At 66.7% G+C, this 13541-nt stretch carries 17 protein-coding genes; 5 read left to right on the plus strand and 12 right to left on the minus strand.

The window, feature by feature from the left end; translation table 11 throughout:
• Positions 1-38: 38 nt before the first annotated feature.
• The 5 genes from ACUZUJ_RS05760 to ACUZUJ_RS05780 are packed head-to-tail and all read right to left on the minus strand — an operon-like array spanning position 39 to position 3062.
• Positions 39-518 (minus strand): hypothetical protein, encoded by a 480-nt coding sequence (locus ACUZUJ_RS05760; RefSeq protein ID WP_458220913.1) that lies wholly within the window; start codon positions 516-518, stop codon positions 39-41.
• 46 nt (positions 519-564) lie between these two features.
• Positions 565-825 carry a cell division topological specificity factor MinE gene (minE, locus tag ACUZUJ_RS05765; RefSeq protein ID WP_005408532.1) on the minus strand — a complete coding sequence of 87 codons (261 nt, stop codon included), beginning with the start codon at positions 823-825 and terminating at the stop codon, positions 565-567.
• Between the two features lie 2 nt (positions 826-827).
• The gene (gene minD / locus ACUZUJ_RS05770) at positions 828-1637 is read right to left on the minus strand and encodes a septum site-determining protein MinD (protein ID WP_005415682.1); all 810 of its coding nucleotides are present in this window, start codon (positions 1635-1637) and stop codon (positions 828-830) included.
• Positions 1638-1674: 37 nt separating this feature from the next.
• Entirely contained in the window at positions 1675-2520 is an 846-nt protein-coding gene (minC, locus tag ACUZUJ_RS05775; protein ID WP_014036356.1) for a septum site-determining protein MinC, read from the minus strand.
• Positions 2466-3062 (minus strand): GNAT family N-acetyltransferase, encoded by a 597-nt coding sequence (locus ACUZUJ_RS05780; RefSeq protein ID WP_014036357.1) that lies wholly within the window; start codon positions 3060-3062, stop codon positions 2466-2468. Before ACUZUJ_RS05780 ends, minC begins: the two co-directional genes overlap by 55 nt.
• Positions 3063-3212: 150 nt before the next feature.
• On the opposite strand from ACUZUJ_RS05780, the gene ACUZUJ_RS05785 reads away from it, so the two are divergent.
• The 4 genes from ACUZUJ_RS05785 to ACUZUJ_RS05800 all read left to right on the plus strand — a co-directional run bounded on the left by ACUZUJ_RS05785 (position 3213) and on the right by ACUZUJ_RS05800 (position 6834).
• Positions 3213-4409: a sensor histidine kinase gene (locus ACUZUJ_RS05785; protein ID WP_075675059.1), complete on the plus strand. Its 1197-nt coding sequence runs from the start codon at positions 3213-3215 to the stop codon at positions 4407-4409.
• Positions 4409-5050 carry a response regulator gene (locus ACUZUJ_RS05790; protein WP_006424175.1) on the plus strand — a complete coding sequence of 214 codons (642 nt, stop codon included), beginning with the start codon at positions 4409-4411 and terminating at the stop codon, positions 5048-5050. Before ACUZUJ_RS05785 ends, ACUZUJ_RS05790 begins: the two co-directional genes overlap by 1 nt.
• Positions 5051-5284: 234 nt before the next feature.
• Complete coding sequence (locus ACUZUJ_RS05795; protein WP_014036359.1) at positions 5285-6358, plus strand: polyketide cyclase; 1074 nt, start codon at positions 5285-5287, stop codon at positions 6356-6358.
• 104 nt (positions 6359-6462) lie between these two features.
• The gene (locus ACUZUJ_RS05800) at positions 6463-6834 is read left to right on the plus strand and encodes a DUF423 domain-containing protein (protein WP_049443743.1); all 372 of its coding nucleotides are present in this window, start codon (positions 6463-6465) and stop codon (positions 6832-6834) included.
• A gap of 511 nt (positions 6835-7345) precedes the next feature.
• Here the strand turns inward: ACUZUJ_RS05800 and ACUZUJ_RS05805 are convergent.
• The 5 genes from ACUZUJ_RS05805 to ACUZUJ_RS05825 are packed head-to-tail and all read right to left on the minus strand — an operon-like array spanning position 7346 to position 10044.
• Positions 7346-8155, minus strand: a complete 810-nt coding sequence (locus ACUZUJ_RS05805; protein WP_101765108.1) for a M15 family metallopeptidase — start codon at positions 8153-8155, stop codon at positions 7346-7348.
• A gap of 9 nt (positions 8156-8164) precedes the next feature.
• The gene (locus ACUZUJ_RS05810; protein WP_049443740.1) at positions 8165-8758 is read right to left on the minus strand and encodes a PH domain-containing protein; all 594 of its coding nucleotides are present in this window, start codon (positions 8756-8758) and stop codon (positions 8165-8167) included.
• Positions 8759-8761: 3 nt separating this feature from the next.
• A complete protein-coding gene (locus ACUZUJ_RS05815) occupies positions 8762-8941 on the minus strand; it encodes a DUF4177 domain-containing protein (protein ID WP_005415690.1) in 180 nt (59 codons plus the stop codon).
• Positions 8938-9117 (minus strand): type II toxin-antitoxin system antitoxin, encoded by a 180-nt coding sequence (locus ACUZUJ_RS05820; protein WP_005415691.1) that lies wholly within the window; start codon positions 9115-9117, stop codon positions 8938-8940. The genes ACUZUJ_RS05815 and ACUZUJ_RS05820 overlap by 4 nt, the downstream gene beginning before the upstream one ends.
• 45 nt (positions 9118-9162) lie before the next feature.
• A complete protein-coding gene (locus ACUZUJ_RS05825; protein WP_049443739.1) occupies positions 9163-10044 on the minus strand; it encodes an SPFH domain-containing protein in 882 nt (293 codons plus the stop codon).
• Positions 10045-10181: 137 nt separating this feature from the next.
• Between ACUZUJ_RS05825 and purT the strand changes: the two genes are divergently transcribed.
• Positions 10182-11369: a formate-dependent phosphoribosylglycinamide formyltransferase gene (purT, locus tag ACUZUJ_RS05830; RefSeq protein ID WP_101765109.1), complete on the plus strand. Its 1188-nt coding sequence runs from the start codon at positions 10182-10184 to the stop codon at positions 11367-11369.
• A gap of 77 nt (positions 11370-11446) precedes the next feature.
• On the opposite strand, the gene ACUZUJ_RS05835 is transcribed toward purT, so the two are convergent.
• Both ACUZUJ_RS05835 and ACUZUJ_RS05840 read right to left on the minus strand, forming a co-directional pair.
• Entirely contained in the window at positions 11447-12655 is a 1209-nt protein-coding gene (locus ACUZUJ_RS05835) for an endonuclease/exonuclease/phosphatase family protein (RefSeq protein ID WP_014036367.1), read from the minus strand.
• A gap of 38 nt (positions 12656-12693) precedes the next feature.
• Positions 12694-13449 carry an arginyltransferase gene (locus tag ACUZUJ_RS05840; protein WP_014036368.1) on the minus strand — a complete coding sequence of 252 codons (756 nt, stop codon included), beginning with the start codon at positions 13447-13449 and terminating at the stop codon, positions 12694-12696.
• Positions 13450-13541: the final 92 nt, after the last annotated feature.

Below are 13541 nucleotides of genomic sequence, written 5' to 3' on the forward strand. Positions count from 1 at the left end.
CAGGAGGTTGCCGGCCAGCGGCCGGCACTACCGATGCGTTACGCCACCGGCAACCCGCGTTCGATCAGCCACGCTTTCGCGTCTTCGGCGTCCTCTTCAAACCACGCCTTCGTAGATCCCAGCCGATACGTATATCCCCAGGCATCCATGTCGGCCATCAGCCGCTGGCTGCCGACACCGGGCAGCTGCCCGGCCAGCACGATCTGCAGGTAGCAGGTCGCGTCTTCCTCGGCCACCGAGTCGGTGGCATCGGTATGCACCTGCGCACGCCGCTCCGGCGGCAGCACGATCAGGTGGCAGGCTTCGTGCAGCATCGAGTGCACCGGGGTGTCATCGCGCACGTACACGTTGCTGGCGATGATGCCCGCCTCGGGCTCGCCCCAGTAGCTGCCGGGAATCGGTTCGCCGGCCGCCACGTGGTGCAGCCGAAGGCCGTGCGCGGCGAGCAGGCACTGCGCATCGGCGAAGGCGATGTCGCCCACGCAGGTGATGTCCACGGCGGTTGTCGTATCGGTCATGCGGGTCAGGCAGCTCCGCCCATGCAGGCACGGGCGGGGCAGGGGATCAGGGTTTGTCCGGGCCTTCAGGCAGCGCCACGGAGATGTCCAGCACGTCGTGCTGGCCATCCTTCACCAGGTCGACCTTCACCGCATCGACGTCGATGTTCACGTACTTCTTGATCACTTCCAGCAGCTCGCGCTGCAGCAGCGGCAGGTAGTCCGGGCCACCGCGGTGGCTGCGTTCCTGCGCGATGATGATCTGCAGGCGGTTCTTGGCGGTTTCGGCGGTGGTCTTCTTCGCTTTGAGGAAATCAAACAGGCCCATGCTTACCCTCCGAACAGCTTGCTGAAGAAGCCCTTCTTCTCGACGTTGGTGAAGCGCATCGGGCGTTCTTCGCCGAGGATGCGCGCGACGGCGTCTTCATAGGCCTGGCCGGCAGCGGATTCGACATCCAGGATGACCGGCTCGCCCTTGTTGGAGGCGTTGAGCACGTCGCCCGATTCCGGAATCACGCCGATGGCCTTCAGGCCGAGCACTTCCTCGACGTCGGCGATGCTCAGCATCTCGCCGCTTTCCACGCGCAGCGGGGTGTAGCGGGTCAGCAGCAGGAAGGCCGGCACGTCCTGGCCGGACTCGGCCTTGTGGGTCTTCGAGTCGAGCAGGCCGATGATGCGGTCGGAGTCGCGCACCGACGACACTTCCGGGTTCACCACCACCACCGCGCGGTCGGCGAAGTACATTGCCAGGAAGGCGCCCTTCTCGATGCCGGCCGGGGAGTCGCAGATGATGTAGTCGAAGCCGTCGGCAGCCAGGTCCTTCAGGACCTTGCCCACGCCTTCCTGGGTCAGCGCGTCCTTGTCGCGGGTCTGCGATGCAGCCAGCACGTACAGGTTGTCGAAACGCTTGTCCTTGATCAGGGCCTGCTTGAGGGTCGCTTCGCCGTGCACGACGTTGACGAAGTCGTACACCACGCGGCGTTCGCAGCCCATGATCAGGTCGAGGTTGCGCAGGCCGACGTCGAAGTCGATCACCGCCACCTTCTTGCCGCGCCGCGCCAGGCCGCAGGCCAGGCTCGCGCTGGAAGTGGTCTTGCCGACGCCGCCCTTGCCGGAGGTGACTACGATGATTTCAGCCAAAGGACTTCTCCTGGTTCTGCATGAGTTTGGTGCTGCGTCAGTCCAGCGCAGCGATCTTGATCTGGTCCTGTTCCAGCCACACCTGGACGGCCTTGCCGCGCAGGTTGTCCGGAACATCGTCCAGTACCTTGTAGTGGCCGGCAATGGCCACCAGTTCCGCATGGAAATCACGGCAGAAGATGCGTGCCGCGGTGTTGCCCTGGGCCCCTGCCAGCGCGCGGCCGCGCAGGGTGCCGTAGATATGGATGCTGCCATCGGCGATGACTTCGGCGCCGGCGCCGACGGTGGCCATCACGGTCAGGTCACAGTTTTCCGCGTACAGCTGCTGGCCCGAACGCACGTTGCCCAGCTGCATGCGGCCCGGCTGCGGTGCGGCGGCGTCGGCCACCTTGGCCACCGGCGTTGCCGGGGCCGGCTTCGGTTCGGCACGGGCCGCGCGGCGCGGCTCCGGTGCGGGCGGCGGCGGGGCAGGCTCGGCCTCGGCACGTTCGTACTGCGCGCGGAACTTGGCCAGCAGCGGCAGGCCAAGCTGCTGCGAGAGCAGGTCGATCGCGCTGGTGCCGTAGGCCAGTGCCACCGGCAGCACGCCCGCGCTGCGCAGGCCGTCGACCAGCGCCTGCGCGGTGGCCACGTCCGGCACCTGGCTCAGGCCGCCGAAGTCGAGGATCACCGCGGCGCGGCCGAACAGCTTTGGTGCGCGGGTCACGCGCTCGCGCATTTCCTGCACGAGGCGCTCGACATCAAGGGTACGGATGCGCAGGTTGGCGATGCCCACCTGGCCGATCTTCAGTTCACCGGCCTGTTCGTAATCGAAATTCACCGCCACGCTCAGGTCCCCGTCGGCCGCTGTGCCTGCGCCGGCAGCTGCCGGGCGCGTGTCCATGCCACATCCGGCAGCTTGTCGCCGTAGGTCTCCTGGACCCAGGGGTAGCTGCACAGTTCCTTGGCCAGCATGCTGGCGCGCACATCGACCTGCGGCATGGTGTTCTGGCCCAGCTCGCGGAAGCCGAAGCTGCCGTGGAAGAGCAGGGCGGCATCGGCGCCATGGTCGAGGAAGACTTCGCAGGTCATCTGCGGGTAGCGCAGCTCGGCGAAGCTCTGCGCGTCGGCATAGAACGCACGGCCGACGCCACCGCCACGACGGCGGCTGGCGACCACGATGCGGTCGATATAGAAGAACGGGGTGTCCAGCTGCTGCTTGAACCAGGCGAAATTGCTGCTGTCGTGCTGGCTGTCGCTGCCGAAGCCGATCAGGAAGCCGGCCAGGTTGCCGTCGCGCTCGGCGACGCGGAAATACTCAGCGGTTTCATAGAACAGGCGCAGGCGGGCCGCATCCAGGGGAAGGATGGCCAGGCCAGCGTTGTTGTTCAAAGCCAGGACGGAATCGAGCTCGTGCTCGCGCACGTCGCGGATGACAATCGACATTGTGACTCCGTGGGGTAACGCGGTTGGTCCATCAAGGGACCCTGCGCACGATTATTGCATGCCCGGGGTGGGCTGCGGCATGAACAGGCGACCGGGCAGGCATGACTTCCGTGGGGTGCGGTGCGCAGGCGCGGCCCGTAGAGTGCTGGCATGTTGGGAGTCCTCAGCCATACCCGCGTCCTCCGCCTGGCCGGCCTGTTCACCTGGGTCATGGTCGGCCTGCCCCTGGCGTACTCGCAGTTCGAGAACCTGCACAGCCGCGGTGACATGGGCGGCTGGGCGATCCTGCTGTTCGTCGCCTATCTGTCCTTCGGCACCGCCTACTACTGGTTGACCCGCATCCTGCGCAGCGACAGCCACACCAGCTGGCTGGACCGCGGCCTGCTGCTGTTGCTGACGGTGTCGGCGCTGGGGGTCAGCTTCCTCAGCGGCTCGGGCCTGGGCAGCATCCTGATGATGGTGGCGGCCGGGGTCATCCCGTGGATGCTGTCGGTACGGCTGGGGGTGCTGTGGCTGCTGGTCAGCCAGCTGGCGGTGGCGCCGGTCTACTACATGCTGCTGCGCTTCCCGCTGTTCGAAGCGGTGATGCAGTCGCTGCTGTACGGCGGCTTTTCCATGTTCATCTTCGTGACCAGCCTGGTCGCGCGGCAGCAGACCGAGGCCCGCGACGAGCAGCGCCGGCTCAATTCGGAACTGCGGGCCACCCGTGCCCTGCTGGCCGAGAGCGCGCGGGTCAACGAGCGCACCCGCATTTCGCGCGAGCTGCATGACCTGCTGGGCCACCAGCTGACCGCGCTGACCCTGAACCTGGAGGTCGCCGGCCACCTGGCCGAGGGCCAGGCGCTGGATCACGTGAAGCGCTCGCACGCGTTGGCCAAGCTGCTGCTGGGCAATGTGCGCGAGGTGGTCAGCCAGCTGCGCGAGACCGGTGCCATCGATCTGGCCGCGGCGCTGCGCCCGCTGACGGAGAACGTGCCCTCGCTGGACATCCAGCTGGAGATCGAGGACCCGCTGAACGTGGAGGACCCGCAGCGGGCCCACGTGCTGCTGCGCTGTACCCAGGAGATCATCACCAACGCGGTGCGCCACGCCGGCGCCCGCCACCTGTGGATCAAGGTGTACCGTGAAGCCCCCGACCGGGTGGTGGTGGAGGCCCGCGACGACGGCGTCGGCGCGGATATGGTCAATGTGGGCAATGGCTTGCGCGGCATGCGCGAGCGCCTGCAACAATGTGGTGGCCAGCTGCAGATCGAAACCCGTCCCGGTGAAGGCTTCCGGCTGCGGGCGACGGTGCCGGCAACGGTGCTGGTGGCGGCCCTTACCAAGGTTCCTGAAGGAGTGCGTTGATGATTCGCGTCTGCCTGGTCGACGACCAAACCCTGGTGCGGCAGGGAATCCGCTCCCTGCTGGCGCTCGACGACGGCATCGAGGTGGTGGCCGAGGCCGGCGACGGCCGGCAGGCGGTCGAGCTGATACCGCAGGTGCGCCCCGACGTGGTGCTGATGGACATGCGCATGCCGGTGATGTCCGGTCTGGAGGCACTGCAGGTGCTGTCGCGGCAGGAACAGCTGCCGCCGACCATCATCCTCACCACTTTCGACGATGACCAGCTGGTGTTGGCCGGGCTCAAGGCCGGTGCCAAGGGCTACCTGCTCAAGGATGTCACCCTGGCGCAGCTGGTCGGTGCCATCCGCACCGTGGCCGACGGCGGTTCGCTGGTGCAGCCGGCGGTGACCCAGCGCCTGCTGTCCGGCCTGGAGCACATGCGCAACGAGTTCGTCAGCCTGGACCGCCCGGACCCGCTGACCGACCGCGAGACCGAGATCCTGCGGCTGATGGCCAGTGGCTTCTCCAACAAGGAGATCGCCAATTCGCTGGGCGTGGCCGAAGGCACCATCAAGAACCATGTGTCCAACATCCTTTCCAAGCTGGGCGTGCGCGACCGTACGCGCGCCGTACTGAAGGCGTTCGAACTCCAGCTGGTCTGAGGAAAATCGTTCAAGTACAACAACTTGGATGGTGGTCGGGGGTTTCCGCCAAGGTTGCCCCCTACTTGCCGGGTAGCGGTATGCGTTACCCTTCGAATTCTTTGTCCATACAAATACGCAGCCGGCAGGGAAACCGGTGCGCCAATCCCGATAAACAATGCCCGCGAAGCCTGCTAGGATTGGCGCTTCGCTTCAATCAACCCGGCCGTGGGATCGGCCCCGGAGACTCTCTGAATGACCCGTATTATCGAGTTCCTGATCGCCTTGGGGATCGTGGCTGGCCTGTTCGTCATCATTGGCGTATGTCTGCCGGGCGAGCGTCACATCACCGAAAGCATCGAGACCAACCGCAAGATGACGATCGTGTACGACACGGTCAGCAGCCTGCGCCGCTTCAAGGACTGGAACCCGCTGGTACTGCGCGATCCCGCCGTTGAACTGAAGCTGTCCGGCCCGGCCTCCGGTACCGGTGCCACCCTCGACTTCACCTCCAAGGACCTGGGCACCGGTTCCTGGAAGATCACCGAAGCCGAAGAGAACAAGCGTGTTGTGATCGCCATCGAAGACGCCACCAAGGGTCACGACAAGGTCACCACCTTCAGCCTGGAGCCGACCGGCAAGGGCGGTCGCAACGTCAAGATCACCCAGGACTACTCGGTGAAGTACGGCTTCGACCTGTTCGGCCGTTACGCAGGCCTGTATGTCAGCCGCCAGATCGGCGACGACATCAAGATGGGTCTGTCGCGCATGGCCAACATGCTCGCCAGCGTTCCGAACGTCGACTACCGCACGCCGGAAGCCCCGCTGACCGACCTTGCCATTGTTGAAGTGCCGGCCGAGAACCTGCTGGTCGTCAACGCCGGCAACGTCGATCGCGGTCAGGACACCATCACCAAGTCCATCAAGGACAACCAGGAGTGGATCAAGCGCGTGATGGAGGCCAATGGCCTTGAAGCCGCCGGTCCGTTCCGCATCATCACCACCGACTTCGGTCAGGAGAAGTACGCCTTCGATATCGCCCAGCCGGTGAAGAAGAAGGGTGCTGAAGGTGCTGCTGCCGACGAGCTGACCGTCAAGATCGACGGCGGCGCTCCGGTCAAGTACGTGCACGTTGCTCCGCACCGTTCGGCGCATGCGGCCTACACCGGCCACATGGCGGGTCTGGACGTGGCCCGCAACGGCCTGCGTGCCTGGGCCGTGACCTCGGGCAACGAAGTCATCGACCGCCCGTACGAAACCTGGAAGGACGGCATCGACAAGTCGTTCACTCCGGAAGCGACCTACGACATCTACTGGGCCGTCAAGTAAGCCTCGGCTGACCCATGTAGTGTTGGACACGAAAACGCGCCGCTCATTGCGGCGCGTTTTTTTTGATCTGGCGCCCGGCAAGGGGCGCTGCGCAAGGAGCCCTCATGTTCAATCTCGAACGTCGTGCACGTAAGCCGTCCCTGTTGGCCTGCCTGGGCGCGCTGCTGGCCGCTGCCTCGATCGGCCTGTCTGCCTATGCATCGCATGGCGTGGCCGATCCGCTGGCGCAGCAGCATCTGAACATGGCGGCGCTGTACGCGTTCGCGCATGGTGCGGTACTGGTGGCGCTTGGTCCGCGCGCGCACGGGGCGATCGCGCACCTGGCGCTGTACGTGCTGCTGCTGGGCGTGCTGCTGTTTTCCGGCAGCCTGGTGGGCGGGGCGCTGTGGCAGTGGCCGACGCGGATGGCACCGATCGGTGGCACCAGCATGATGGCCGGCTGGGTGCTGCTGGCGATCAATGCGCTGAGGCGGTGAGGGTCGCAGGGCTGTCGCTCCGATCCATACCGATGCGATCGTGATGGTTCATGGGCGTTACTTTTCTTTTCGCGCGAAAAGAAAAGTAACCAAAAGAAACGCGCCGCCGGCCGCGAGCCGATGCTGCGCATCGGTACCCTGTGCTCCTCGGCCCGTCGAGGGACGGTGCGGAGAGCAGCCGAGCATGGCTCGGCTCTACAGAATCGCAAGCACCTCTTCGCCCTCGCCGGACCTGCGGTGCTCGGCTCGCTTGAAGGCGGACCCAACAGCCGCGCGCTGACCCGTTATAGAGGCTTCGAGCGAAGCGACCCGCTTTTGTCTTTGCTCTCTTGTTCCATTCCGTGGCGGACGCACACGGAAACTGTCAGAGGCCGGGCGGGTGGGCTGGGCTGGGGTATCCGCGCCATGGATGGCGCGGCTAAGCCTCCAGGGGCGGATTCACGGCGTCCCCTGCCCAGCCTACCCGCCCGGACAGCTCCATGAATTTCGCCGTGCAGCCGCCACGAGGGGCTCAGCCGTTGGCCGGTCTCCAGCACCAGTGCCAGGGTTCGTAGACGATGCCGTGCGGGTTGTCGCGTGGGTAGCTCAGATGGAAGCCGTGCGTGCTGGCATGGGTCTGCAGCCACGCGAAGGCGTCTGTGGCTTCGAACGATTCTTCGGCCGGGGCATCGCCCGGTGTGCCGATGTCCAGTGCATGGCCGCTGTGGTGTTCGCTGAAACCCGGCGCGGCATTGACCTTCAGGATCTCCGTCACGCTCAGCCCGCGTGCAAGCTTCCGTTCGAAGATGCCCAACTGGTAGGCATGGCTGCGGAAACCGGAGATTGCATCCAGTGCGATGCCATCCCGCGCGGCGTGCAGGCGCATCCGTCGCCAGCCCTGTGCGGCACCACGGCGCAGCCATAGCGGGCGGGCGAAGCGGTCGCGGCCAGCGAAGTGCAGCAGGCACGGTTCCGGTTCCAGGGGCAGGCCGCTGTCATCGGCATAGCGCTGCACATCCAGGCCAAGCTGCTGTAGCCGCTGCTGCAGCCCGGCCAACGGAAGCCAGTGTTCTTCCAGCGCAGCGCCGAAGGGGCGGGCAGCGGTGGCGTCGAGCAGCGCCAGTGCGTCCTCGACCCCGGGCTCGCGCGGCAGGCGCGGCACCATCGAATGCACGCCGTGCGGCAGTACGGCCGCCAGATAGCGGCCATCGCGCTTGCGTCGCAGTACCCAACGCGCCTGCGACAGCAGGCGTGCATCCAGGTTGCTGCGTGCACGCAGCAGGTGGGCCGGCCACAGCTCGATGGCCTCGGTATTGATCAGCAGGGGCGGGCGTCGTTGCATCGCCGCAGCTTACTGCCGTGGCGCCGGCGCGGCCACCTTGCGCAGTGCGTCCAGCAGCACCTGCGGCCGGTCCAGGCTGAGCAGCAGCGTGCTGCCATCGCTGACCGGCAAGGCGAGAACGCGCGTTCGGTCGGTGACCAGCGCAAACCCCTTGCCGCCGCCCTGCAGGCGGAAGTGGCCGGAATAGAAACCCGGCATCGCATAGCCGTTGGTCTTGAAGCGGATGCCATAGCGGGGGTCACGCTGCAGGTCGACCACCTCGGTCTGGTCCAGCCGCAGCTGTGCCACCGGAACGCGGCGGCGGTACATCGTCGAGCGCACATCCAGTACGTCGTCGGCCAACTCCACCCGGCGGCGGAAGAAGGCCGCGCCCAGCCCGATGCCGAGCGCTGCAATCACCAGCAGGCTCCAGGCGGCGCTGCCGCCCATCCGGAACCAGGGCGGCGACAGCGTTACTTCGATCCAGGGCGCCGTCGCCGGTGCCTTGTACAACTGCGCATACAGGCAGGCCACGAACGCGGCGAGCAGGGGCAGCACGATCCACAGCACGCGCAACGGCGAGCTCTCGGCCACCTCGTATTGTTTCGGATCGCTGGCGCCCATGGCTCAGGCCTCCTTCTTGAATACCAGCATCGCCGGGCGCATCGGTGCGGGGATGATGATGTTGACCAGCTCCCAGCCCAGCTGGCCCTGGCGGCTCAGTTCGCTCTGGATGTCCTCGGCCTTGAGCAGGCCCATCATGGACGTCTTGACCTCGATGGTCTGGTAGCTCCAGCGCTTGCTCATTCCTTGTCCTCCGAAGATGGCGTGGGTTTCGGCAGGCGTCCTGCCTTGCGCAGGGCGTCGCGCAGCACGTATTCGATCTGTGCGTTGAGGCTGCGCAGCTCGTCGTCAGCCCAGCGCTGCGCGGCGGCCAGGACGTCGGCGTTGATGCGCAGCGGGTAGGCTTTCTTCTCACTCATGCAAGCTCCTGGCGGGGCGGTGGGGCGCCCCGTTGCGAGGGTGGTTCAGTACAGCGAACCGGCGTTGACGATCGGCTGGGTGCCGCGGTCCGAGCACAGCACGGTCAACAGGTTGCTGACCATGTGCGCCTTGCGTTCCTCGTCCAGCTGCACCACGCCGTTCTTCTGCAGTTCGGCCAGGGCCATTTCGACCATGCCGACCGCACCGGCCACGATGCGCGTGCGTGCGGCGATCACCGCGTTGGCCTGCTGACGCTGCAGCATCGCCTGGGCGATTTCGGCGGCGTAGGCGAGGTGGCTGATGCGCGCGTCGATCACCTGCACGCCGGCATCGGCCAGGCGCTCGGCCAGTTCGTTCTTCAGGTGCTGGGAGATCTCGCTGGCATGGCTGCGCAGGGCCAGCTGGCCATCCTCATGCTGGTCGTACGGATAGCTGGTGGCCATCGCGCGCAACGCCGATTCGGACTGGATGTGCACGAAGCTCTCGTAGTCGTCCACGTTGTAGACCGCTTCGGAGGCATCGACCACCTGCCAGACGATCACCGCGGCGATCTCGATCGGGCTGCCGTCCAGCTCGTTGACCTTCAGCTTGCCGCTCTCGAAGTTGCGCACGCGCTGGCTGACCCGCCGCTTGGCAAAGAAGGGGTTGTTCCAGCGCAGGCCGTTGTCCTTCACGGTACCCACGTACTTGCCGAACAGGCTCAGTACCGCCGCCTGGTTGGGCTGGATGGTGTACAGGCCGGCCAGGATGAACACGCCCAGCGCCACCAGCAGGGCGCCCAGCAGCATCAGCAGCAGGTTGGGCGAGCCGGTGCTGGCCTTGGCTGCCACGCCCAGTACGAACAGGGCTGCGCCGGCGAGGGCGACGAGCAGGGCGCCGGCCAGCGTGCCGAGGCCGTTGAGGGAAGACAGCGACTTCTCTTTCATGGCGGTACGTCCTTGAGGGTTCGGAGAGAAGATATCAAAGTGATATCACTTGTCGACTACCGTTCGTCGGATGCCATGGCCGGGACGGTCGGCCAGCTAGAATGCCCACCCGCCTTCACATCGCTGCTGGAACCGCCATGGCCAAGCTTGGAACTCCGTTGTCCCCCTCCGCCACCCGCGTGCTGCTGCTGGGCTCGGGCGAACTCGGCAAGGAGGTGGCCATCGAGCTGCAGCGGCTGGGTGTGGAAGTGATCGCCGCCGACCGCTATGCCGATGCCCCGGCCATGCAGGTCGCGCACCGCTCGCACGTGATCGACATGCTCGATGCGATGGCCCTGCGTGCCCTGATCGCCCAGGAGCAGCCGCACCTGGTGGTGCCGGAGATCGAGGCCATCCATACCGAGACCCTGGTCCAGCTGGAGCAGGAGCAGGGCCTGCGGGTGATCCCGACCGCGCGCGCCGCCCGCCTGACCATGGACCGCGAGGGCATCCGCCGCCTGGCCGCCGAAACCCTCGGCCTGCCGACCTCGCCGTATCGCTTCGTCGATACCGAAGCCGAGTACCGCGCCGCCGTGGCCGCCATCGGCCTGCCGTGCGTGGTCAAGCCGGTGATGTCGTCCTCGGGCAAGGGCCAGAGCACGCTGCGCAGCGAGGCGGACATCGCCCCGGCCTGGGAGTACGCGCAGACCGGTGGCCGCGCCGGAGCCGGTCGCTGCATCGTCGAAGGCTTCATTGATTTCGATTACGAGATCACCCTGCTCACCGTGCGCCATGCCGGTGGCACCTCGTTCTGCGCGCCGATCGGCCATCTGCAGAAGGACGGCGATTACCGCGAAAGCTGGCAGCCGCAGCCGATGTCGAGCGCGGCACTTGCGCGTGCCGAAGAGATCTCGCGCGCGATCACCGATGACCTCGGTGGCTGGGGCCTGTTTGGCGTCGAGCTGTTCGTGAAGGGCGACGAGGTGTGGTTCAGCGAAGTGTCACCGCGCCCGCACGACACCGGCCTGGTGACGCTGGTCTCGCAGGAACTGAGCGAGTTCGCGCTGCACGCGCGCGCCATCCTCGGCCTGCCGATCCCGGTGATCCGCCAGAGCGGGCCGTCTGCCTCGTGTGCGCTGCTGGCACACGGTGAGGGCGTGCCGTACTTCAATAGCGTCGCCGCCGCCCTGCAGGTGCCGGACACCGCCGTGCGCCTGTTCGGCAAGCCGAGCGTGCATGGCCACCGCCGCGTCGGCGTGACCCTGGCGCGCGCGGAAACCATCGACGAAGCGCGTTCGATCGCACGTGACGCCGCCGACGCCATCGGCGTCGAACTGCGCCCGTAAAGCAAAAAGGGGACGGAGGGGATTAAGTCGCTTTTCCACAAACGACTTAATCCCCTCCGTCCCCTTTTTGTGTGGGGCTACGGCTTCACATCCACCCACACCAGGTGGTGGTCGCTGCCGTCGGCGATCTTCGCTTCCGGGCTTTCATTGGCCGGCCAGAAGATGCCGCTGCCCACGTATTCGAAACCGGTCGAGGGCAGCACGTAGTCCAGGCGCATGGTGCCGGACTTCGGGCCGAAATCGCCGGTGGCGTGGAACGGTGCGCCCTTGCGCTCGATGCCCTTGGCCGCATAGGCCAGGCTGGTCTGCTCGCCACCGACGCTGCGTGGGGTGGGGTAGCGCAGCACGCGGGCGTTCTCGATCAGTTCGACGATCGCCTCATGGCGGCCATCGCCGTCGACCGGGTCGTTGTTGAGGTCGCCGAGGATCACGAAGCGCGCGTCCTGCGCCAGGCCGCCGCACTGGCCCTTGTCGTCGCACAGCCACGGCTTGTCACCCTTGGACAGGTATTCCTGCCACAGGCGCAGTTCGTCGTGGTTGCGCGCCGCGTTGCGCTTTTCCGGGCCGTCGAACACCGGCGGGGTCGGGTGCGAGACCAGCGCGTGCACCACACCGGCCGGGGTCTTCACCGGCACGTCCCAATGCGACTTCGACGACAGCCGCAGCTGCGACCACACGTGGTCGTTGTAGAAGCTCTTGCCGGTGCGCGGGTCGACCGGACGGATCGCCCCCGGCATCGCGCTCCACTTCAGCAGCTGGAAGCTGCGCACCTTGGCTTCATCGATCGGGTAGCGCGACAGCACCAGCATGCCGTACTGGCCCGGGTGCAGGCCGTAGCCCCAGGCGTCGTTGCCGCGGCTGCGGCCTTCGCCGCCGACCACGCCGTTGTTGTCCAGGTCCAGGCCGCTGGGCACGCCGGTATTGACCGGCGCCAGGTAGCGGTAGGCGAAGTGCAGCGGCTTGCCGCCACCGGGCTGGGCGACGTCCAGGTAGCGCTTCTGGAACAGGTCGGCGGCGCGATGCGCATCGTCGAAGTCGAATTCATTCAGCAGCACCAGGTCCGGGCGCACCTGCTGCAGCACCGCGGCGATCTTGCGTGCGTGCTCGCTGTCGCCTTCCAGTTCCTTGATCAGGCCACCGGCGTCATCGGAGTACAGCGAGGTGTTGTAGGTGGCCAGGCGCAGCGCGCCGGACGGCTTTTCGGTCATCGCAGGGGACGTGGCGAAGGCGGGGGCGGTGGCGCCGCAGAGCAGGGCCAGGGCGAGGATCAGGGGTTTGGCGTTCATGGGCCGTATTGTGCACCCGGCCCGGTGTCAGCGGTTTGTCAGCGCCCGTCCAGATCCTTGTCGAAATCGTGCCAGCGGCGGCCATCGTAGGCCTCCAGCGGATGGAAGCGGCGCTTGTAGTCCATCTTCTGGTGGCCGCGGATCCAGTAGCCCAGATACACGTGCGGCAGGCCCTCGCGGCGGGCCCATTCGATCTGCTGCAGGATCGCGAAGGTGCCCAGCCCGCGTGCGGCGTGGTCCGGGTCGAAGAAGGTGTAGACCGCCGACAGGCCATGCTCGGTGACGTCGGTCACCGCCACCCCCAGCAGCTGGCTGGGCTGGCCGTCGTGGCCGGGCAGGCGCATCTCCATGAAACGGGTATGCGACCAGCTGCCGATCAGGAACTGCTCGAACTCGTGCGGGCCGTGGTCGTCCATGCCGCCATTGGCGTGGCGGTGGGTGAGATAGCGGTGGTACAGCGCGAACAGGTCGTCGCGGGCGGTGGCGGCGGTGATCCGCACCTCCAGGTCGTCATTGCGGGCGGCACAACGGCGCTGGCTGCGGTCCGGGGCGAAGCGCGCCACCGGGATGCGCACCGCCACGCAGGCCTGGCAGTGCGCGCAATGCGGCCGGTAGACCAGGTCGCCGCTGCGGCGGAAGCCCCAGCTCAGTGCCAGCGGGTACAGGCCGCCAAGGCGGCGATCGTGCGGGTCCAGCACCAGGTCGCGCGCCACCCGGTCCGACCAGTACCCGCAGGGGTGCTCGCCGGTCTGGAAAAGTCGCAGTTCGTCGTCTCTGTCGCCATGTATCGCCATGGGCACAGCATAGCCCCAGCCTGTCGCAGTGGCGGCGACTGTCCGCCGGATGAATGGAACCGGCAGTGGCGTCAACCGATGTCGCGCCCGGG

The sequence above is a fragment of the Stenotrophomonas sp. S4 genome (assembly GCF_054187805.2).

Bases quoted from the DNA above. Each gene is read 5' to 3' on its own strand.
- ACUZUJ_RS05805 (WP_101765108.1), bottom strand. From the start codon at position 8,155: ATGCAACGACGCCCGCCCCTGCTGATCAATACCGAGGCCATCGAGCTG.
- ACUZUJ_RS05810 (WP_049443740.1), bottom strand. From the start codon at position 8,758: ATGGGCGCCAGCGATCCGAAACAATACGAGGTGGCCGAGAGCTCGCCG.
- minE (WP_005408532.1), bottom strand. From the start codon at position 825: ATGGGCCTGTTTGATTTCCTCAAAGCGAAGAAGACCACCGCCGAAACC.
- ACUZUJ_RS05790 (WP_006424175.1), top strand. From the start codon at position 4,409: ATGATTCGCGTCTGCCTGGTCGACGACCAAACCCTGGTGCGGCAGGGA.
- ACUZUJ_RS05820 (WP_005415691.1), bottom strand. From the start codon at position 9,117: ATGAGTGAGAAGAAAGCCTACCCGCTGCGCATCAACGCCGACGTCCTG.
- ACUZUJ_RS05825 (WP_049443739.1), bottom strand. From the start codon at position 10,044: ATGAAAGAGAAGTCGCTGTCTTCCCTCAACGGCCTCGGCACGCTGGCC.
- ACUZUJ_RS05780 (WP_014036357.1), bottom strand. From the start codon at position 3,062: ATGTCGATTGTCATCCGCGACGTGCGCGAGCACGAGCTCGATTCCGTC.
- ACUZUJ_RS05840 (WP_014036368.1), bottom strand. From the start codon at position 13,449: ATGGCGATACATGGCGACAGAGACGACGAACTGCGACTTTTCCAGACC.
- ACUZUJ_RS05760 (WP_458220913.1), bottom strand. From the start codon at position 518: ATGACCGATACGACAACCGCCGTGGACATCACCTGCGTGGGCGACATC.
- ACUZUJ_RS05815 (WP_005415690.1), bottom strand. From the start codon at position 8,941: ATGAGCAAGCGCTGGAGCTACCAGACCATCGAGGTCAAGACGTCCATG.
- ACUZUJ_RS05785 (WP_075675059.1), top strand. From the start codon at position 3,213: ATGTTGGGAGTCCTCAGCCATACCCGCGTCCTCCGCCTGGCCGGCCTG.
- ACUZUJ_RS05835 (WP_014036367.1), bottom strand. From the start codon at position 12,655: ATGAACGCCAAACCCCTGATCCTCGCCCTGGCCCTGCTCTGCGGCGCC.
- minC (WP_014036356.1), bottom strand. From the start codon at position 2,520: ATGGACACGCGCCCGGCAGCTGCCGGCGCAGGCACAGCGGCCGACGGG.
- ACUZUJ_RS05795 (WP_014036359.1), top strand. From the start codon at position 5,285: ATGACCCGTATTATCGAGTTCCTGATCGCCTTGGGGATCGTGGCTGGC.
- purT (WP_101765109.1), top strand. From the start codon at position 10,182: ATGGCCAAGCTTGGAACTCCGTTGTCCCCCTCCGCCACCCGCGTGCTG.
- ACUZUJ_RS05800 (WP_049443743.1), top strand. From the start codon at position 6,463: ATGTTCAATCTCGAACGTCGTGCACGTAAGCCGTCCCTGTTGGCCTGC.